The organism is Crocosphaera sp. XPORK-15E, assembly GCF_034931425.1.
In the GTDB taxonomy this organism is placed as follows: domain Bacteria; phylum Cyanobacteriota; class Cyanobacteriia; order Cyanobacteriales; family Microcystaceae; genus UHCC-0190.
Window position 1 is genome coordinate 179,421 of the sequence record NZ_JAYGHQ010000067.1, and the last position, 6,114, is coordinate 185,534.

Below are 6,114 nucleotides of genomic sequence, written 5' to 3' on the forward strand. Positions count from 1 at the left end.
TATCATTCATTGATAAAAATTGCCACCTTTAAGGTGGCGTTTTTTTTGTTATCGAAAACTTGGGTTTAAAACCTCCTAACGATGTGATTGCCTACGAGGATTTAAGAATAAGAAATCTAGTAAAAAATCATCGTATATAAGTCTCTTTCTACACGAACACACCAGTGTAAATGTGGGTGTAACCTAGACAGGGACGAGAATGCAGCAATCAACATCCTTCAATTCGGATTAAATACTGTAGGACATACAGGATTTCAAGCTTGGGGAGAGGTGGCCTCTACGTTAGAAGAAGCAATTCTTTTGGGGCAAGCTACCTCGTTGAACCGAGAATCCACTCGGCTTTAGCCAGTGGAGTGTCAAAAATCTTCAAAAATGTGTTACTAGCAAACGTGAACTATTTTTTTAGAGTAGGGGCATAAAACATTATACCCCCCACCAATTTTGACCATAAATTGCCAGACATTAAGGAATTAACTGAACCGGAAATCCTTGATCTCGCAACACTTCAGCCGTTCCCCGGCCAGGTTGATAATTGTAACCCCATTGGCCATTGTCATGGAGAATTTGAGGAGTTAACAACACAATTACCTCAGTGCGTTGGCTACTATCCTGTTGACTTCTGAATAGGGCCCCAATCACAGGTAAATCCCCTAATAAGGGTACTTTATTAGTAACAGTCTGATCCGCTTCACTAATAATCCCTGATAAGATCAAAGTCTGGCCATCTCGCAGACGAATTAACCCAGAAGTCAATTCCCGACGATTGAGAAGGAATAAGTTATTAGTACCCCCATCACTACCACTATCAAACTGTTGAACATCTCCAACAGAAGCAATGGTAGGACTCACCGTTAAACTGATATAGCCATTATCATCAATTTTATCAACGTTGATGGTTAAGGTCAGTCCTGCATCCTGTAAAACGGGGGTGGTGGTTCTCACCCCACTGAGAGGGTCAACCTGGGTGGTAATATTTTCAATCACCTTCTGGGTTAATTTAACCGTTGCTTCCTGTCCCTCTTGAACGACTAAGGTGGGGTCAGTTAACACCTTCCCATTGCCACTTTGAATAGTAGTTTCAATTTGGGCCAGAAATCGCTTAGGAAATTGAAAATAACTGGGAAGCGCACCCGTTGCCGTCGGAACCGTTCCAGGGCTAATGGTAAAGGTTCTGGCCCCTGTTACGGGGTCAAAAGATGAGTTAAAAGTATTCGCCGTTCCTGGTGTAATGTCAGTAATCCCGGCAATGGTAGGGTCCATCGAGATCCCCGCAACTCGGCCAAAAAATTGGGCATCAGCCGGAGTTGAGAGCAATTGTCCTGTGGCGGGATCGATAACCACCGTTCCGACCCCTACTCCTGGCACAATAATGGAGCTATTGGGATTAATAAAGGTATTAGCATCGCCAAAGGGGTTAAGAATTGCGGGTGGATTCGATACTCGTCCGGGCGCACCATTAATTTCGGAGCTATTGGTGGGACTGGTTCCCCCAAATCGGAGAACCGCCGCCCCATTATCCTGCACAATAAAAGCATCCCCAGAGCCAAAAGACCATTGACTACTGAAAGATTGATCATTGGTTAAGGTAACATCAACTACCTTCACATTCACCGCTACTTGGCGACGACGGGCATCCATTTGAGTTAATAGAGAGGTGGCCACTTGTACATGGCGCGGCTCTCCCACTAAGGTGATAGTATTCAAACGGTCATCCGATGAGACAGTTAAACCTGTCAGGAGCATAGGAGCAATAGACCCTTCCGGTGATTGAGACTGAAGGGCTTGCAGTTCCCCAGGCAGTTCTCGCCGTCCAATCACCCGTTGGGTGAGGGGATCGATAATATCTTCCGTTTGGGTGACGAGACGTTGAAATTCTGCCCCTTGAGAGGCTAAAAAGACCCCGGCATTAGACGCTTTAACTTGATTGAGGCGTAAGCTGCGACTGACTAAATTTTGGGCCGCTTGGGGTAATTGGGAACCGACAAAAATTGTTCGTCCTCGGCGGTTGGCTTGTAATCCAGAAATCATCAACACCGAGTTAAATACGTCTTGAACTGGTTCATTTTCTAAGTCAAGGGAGACTGTCGGTTCTGCCCCTTGTCCAGCTTGGGCCCCTTGGCCTTGGCCTTTTCCACCCCCTGCTTGATCCGTAAATACTAGGTTCATTCCTGCATAACGGGCTAATACGGCTAAGACTTCTCTAGCAGGAGCTTGTCGTAAAACCAAACGCGGCACAATGGCAGAACTGCCTAAGTCAATTTGACTGGCCCCGGCATTAATATTAGAAATGGCCATGTCTCCCACCGGTGGAGCGATCGCCCGTGGTAAAGTCGGCGCAACGGGCATGGTGGGTTGTAAGCTATCAGGGATCGAACCCCCGTTAGATTTTATTAGCACTTCGGGGTTGGGAACCAAAACCCCTGGATTGTTAGAGCCAGGAGCTTGAAAGGTTTGGCCAGGAGGCGAATAGGTAGGGGGAGGGGGGGAATAGGTGGGCAACTGGGCCACTGGGGAACTATTTACAGGCGCGATCGCTTCTTTTTTCGACCCTTCAACGGCTTCTGGCGACTTAAAAAGTTGGCTGGCGATGTCTGAGGCCCTGTCAATTTCAGGATCAGCAGTTGTAGATGACGATAAGGCTATTTCAGTCCTCAATTCCTCAGAAACGGCTTTTTGAGCCGCTGGGGTTGGGTTGAGTGCCATCAAGGGCTGACTGCTTAGGAGCATCAAGAATGCTCCACTGGTAATAAGCGGGTAACGATAATTGTTCACAATTCACTCCTCTTCACACAATGGTCAACTAATGGGTTAGTGACGTTTTTTAATGATTGCAGTCTAAGACTACAATTTACGGTTTGGTTTCTTTCTGTTGATCTGTTTCTTTGTTGTTGTCAGTTTCGCCCTTTTTCCCTTCCCCTTCTTCCGGTTTCGTGGCCAAGTCAGTCAATTCTTCTTGACTTAAGGGCAAGATCGCATCGAGGCTAAAGCTTGTTTTAAGCTGATTTTGCCCTGGGGCAATGGTTTCTCCTCCTCCTTGTGTGACATTAGATTTTTCTTCAGACAATTGAGAACTTAATCCTTTAATCAGTAATAGGGGTTGTAGTCGCTCTAAATCTTGAAGAATTGTTTGGGTGGCCTGAAAATCAGCTTCAATGGTTAAGGTAAATTGCTGACGTTTTAGGCGATTGTTGACTCCTTGTCCTAAGGAACCATCATTGACAACTGTCAGGGTTCCCTCTGGTTTAAAGCTAATTAATTTTGCTCCCGGATGTTTTTCTACCAGATTATTGACATCTAAGAGCATAGTTTTTAGACTATTTTCACTGGAAAACAAGGACAACACTTGCGCTCTTAATAGTTCTGATTCTCGCAGTTTTCTGTCAGCGTCGAGCATTTTTTCCTCAAGTTTCCCTGATTTTTGCTCGTCAACTTTACTTTGCTTTTCCGCTTCATCTGCTTTCAAGGTGTTGTAATTTTCGTAGGCCGGCATGACCAAATTCAGCAAAATATACACTGAAGCACATATCCCTAATAATCCGAGGCCAATGCCACTAACTTGCGGGGTAAAGGTAATGCCAAAGGCCGACGGATAGCCACCACCTCCTTCCCCAAAATTCTGTTCCTCTTCCGGAGTAAATTCTTCGGAAAATGTCATGGCTTCAGCACTCCTTTATTTTCAAGGGTTTTAATGCGGTTGACCAAACCGACTGCCCCATCTGCTTCAAATTGCCTTTTCAATTCCGATGAAGGCCGATCAGTAATGACTGTGCTAAGGGTGTATTTAACACCTTGGGGAATTTCAATCTTCAGATCTTTGGAGGCATTTTGTGCTGATACCGGAATCTCAGACAAACTGGCTTCCTTAATCACAGTTTGATCCGCTTGTAACAGGGGAGAACTTTGTAAGGTCAACAAAAAGTCATTGAGATCATTATAATCCAGGGCAAAACCCGTAATAGTGAGGTTGGCTTCTTCTTGTTTGATCGAAGTAAGTTGCACATTGGCGGGTATTTGAGTTTTGATCTGCTGTAAGATAGCTGACCAAGGTCTAATTTGATCGAAGACTTGGACTAGAGATTTGATTTCCTGGTCATTTTGTTTAACCTTGGCCTCAATCTCCTCAATGCTTTTGTTTTGGGCGTTCAGTTTTCCTAATTCCCCTTCTAACTGTTGAATATTTTCTTGTGTCTGGGATGACAACTGATTGAATACCAACAAAGAGGTTGCGGTTAAGGCTGGCAGCAGTAACATTATCCCCCCACCAATGAATATGGGGAGTTGTTCTTGTAAGGAAGGCCCCTTTCCTTTAACTAGGGTAGTGGTTTTGGCACCACTGTCTAAATGACGGTCTTTGAGAAAATTAATGTCTAAGCTATACATAGAGCTAAACCTCCCGTAATCCTAATCCCAACACTGTCCCTAACCCTGGCCGTTGAATCGTGGGAATCTCTTTGTCAACTTCCAAGGCCAAAGAGGCAACGGGATCAACTTGCATGGTGGGTAAACTTAAGCGATGGGTAAAATATTCATCGAGTTGTACCAGTCCCCCCCCAGGGCCCGCGAGCAACAGTTGTACTACTTCTAATTCTTCACTTTGGTTTAAATAGAAGTTGATAGAACGCCGCAGTTCATCGGTTAATTCACCTAAAACCCGCATTAAAGCTGTCATTCCAGGGTTAACAGCCGTGCCTTGGGTGGTTAAACTGTCAAACTGAGTGACGGGAATGGTCATTCCTTGCAGAATTTCTGGGTTACGGGAGGGGGGTAAGTTCATGGCCCGAGATAGGGCATTTTGCATCTGAAATGTCCCAATGGGAACGGTTCGAGAAAACTGGGGAACCCCATCAACCACAATGGCAATTTCTGTGTTGTCAAATTCCACATCCACTAAAACGGCTGCTTCTTTTGACCCAAATTGTCGCAGTTGTTCTCGAATGGTACGAATGAGCGAAAAGCTATTGATTTCTAAGATATCAACTTGTAATCCGGCTTGATTAAAGGTGTCCATATAGGAATCTGTCACTTCCCTACGGGTGGCCACAAGGAGAACTTGTACTTTTTCAATGCCATCCTCGTCTTCAAAAAAGCCCAGTTTTTGATAGTCTAAATCAACTTCTTCTCTGGGATAAGGCAAGTAGAGGGCCGCTTCATGGTTTAATACCATTTCCCGCAATTCTGCCTCATCTAATTCCGCAGGAATGGGAATAATGCGGATAATGGCTTCTCGCATGGGAACGGCCGTGGCAATTCGTTTCGTCTTGATCTTGTTCTCAGTAAACATTTCCTGAATCAGTTCGGCTAATCCTGGAGAGTCAACAATTTTGCCCTCCTCAAAAATGCCTTCGGGAACTTCTGCAGTACAGTATTTGGCCAATTTGTAGCCTTGGCCATGTTTGGTTAATTGGGCTAAGTTTAGTCTTTCGGGAGTGATTTCTAATCCTACCCCTTGAGACTTCCCTCCCAATAAACTGCCGATTGTATCTTGGATACGACTTAACATATCTTTATCAGATCGCCCTCAAGGTAATCAGTATTTGGGGAACCATTGGTTATGACTAGACACAGTTCCCGTTCTAATTTAACTCAAATTTCCCTGACATCCCACTTCCTTCAATTTTTGGGTCGTTGGCCGATCAGGGAACCTGCCACAACTTAACCTTTATAATATTTTAATCGTCATCAATTGCCCGCAATCCATAGATTTGTAAAGTTTTAAAATGGTATCAGTCAATCTAGGGTTTCCTGTAAGTAATATTTCTTAACAAAGCAATCACAGTGGATGTTCAGATACTTATACTGAAATATAGAGTGGAGAAAATCGTTATGAATACCGAAGAAAAAGCACGAGAATTAATGGCGCAACAACATTTAGCCGATGAAGAACAGCAGGAAAAAATGGTTAATCGGGCCATTGAGGTAGAAAAAAGCTATTCAGAAGAAGAAATCACTGAAAAGGCCAGGGAATTACTCGTTCACGAACGTCAACAGGAGGAAACGATTGAAGAAAATATGTTACATCGTGCTATTGAAGAAATTCAATAGGTAACAGAATCACTAATAAACCTAAAAAGCCGTGAGCGAGAGTTAGCCACGTCCTTTTAAGGCGTGGCGGTG

At 44.4% G+C, this 6,114-nt stretch carries 5 protein-coding genes and 1 pseudogene; 2 read left to right on the top strand and 4 right to left on the bottom strand.

Annotated features, from left to right (window positions below; translation table 11 throughout):
* Positions 1-77: 77 nt before the first annotated feature.
* Positions 78-345: pseudogene (locus VB691_RS25295) on the top strand (zinc ribbon domain-containing protein); the annotation flags it as partial.
* Positions 346-462: 117 nt separating this feature from the next.
* On the opposite strand, the gene VB691_RS25300 reads toward VB691_RS25295, so the two are convergent.
* The 4 genes from VB691_RS25300 to pilM form a co-directional block, all read right to left on the bottom strand.
* On the bottom strand, positions 463-2,772 hold the full coding sequence (locus VB691_RS25300) for a secretin and TonB N-terminal domain-containing protein (protein ID WP_323294294.1): 2,310 nt from the start codon (positions 2,770-2,772) through the stop codon (positions 463-465).
* Positions 2,773-2,848: 76 nt separating this feature from the next.
* Positions 2,849-3,655, bottom strand: coding sequence for a pilus assembly protein (locus VB691_RS25305; protein ID WP_323294295.1), 807 nt, complete (start codon positions 3,653-3,655; stop codon positions 2,849-2,851).
* The gene (locus VB691_RS25310) at positions 3,652-4,380 is read right to left on the bottom strand and encodes a PilN domain-containing protein (RefSeq protein WP_323294296.1); all 729 of its coding nucleotides are present in this window, start codon (positions 4,378-4,380) and stop codon (positions 3,652-3,654) included. Before VB691_RS25310 ends, VB691_RS25305 begins: the two co-directional genes overlap by 4 nt.
* Positions 4,381-4,384: 4 nt before the next feature.
* Positions 4,385-5,500 carry a type IV pilus assembly protein PilM gene (gene pilM, locus VB691_RS25315; protein WP_323294297.1) on the bottom strand — a complete coding sequence of 372 codons (1,116 nt, stop codon included), beginning with the start codon at positions 5,498-5,500 and terminating at the stop codon, positions 4,385-4,387.
* A 323-nt stretch (positions 5,501-5,823) separates the two neighbouring features.
* Between pilM and VB691_RS25320 the strand changes: the two genes are divergently transcribed.
* Positions 5,824-6,042, top strand: a complete 219-nt coding sequence (locus VB691_RS25320; RefSeq protein ID WP_323294298.1) for a hypothetical protein — start codon at positions 5,824-5,826, stop codon at positions 6,040-6,042.
* The last annotated feature ends 72 nt before the right edge of the window (positions 6,043-6,114 follow it).

Excerpts from the sequence above, each read along its gene's own strand:
- VB691_RS25305 (WP_323294295.1), bottom strand. The coding sequence starts at position 3,655 with ATGACATTTTCCGAAGAATTTACTCCGGAAGAGGAACAGAATTTTGGG.
- VB691_RS25310 (WP_323294296.1), bottom strand. The coding sequence starts at position 4,380 with ATGTATAGCTTAGACATTAATTTTCTCAAAGACCGTCATTTAGACAGT.
- pilM (WP_323294297.1), bottom strand. The coding sequence starts at position 5,500 with ATGTTAAGTCGTATCCAAGATACAATCGGCAGTTTATTGGGAGGGAAG.
- VB691_RS25320 (WP_323294298.1), top strand. The coding sequence starts at position 5,824 with ATGAATACCGAAGAAAAAGCACGAGAATTAATGGCGCAACAACATTTA.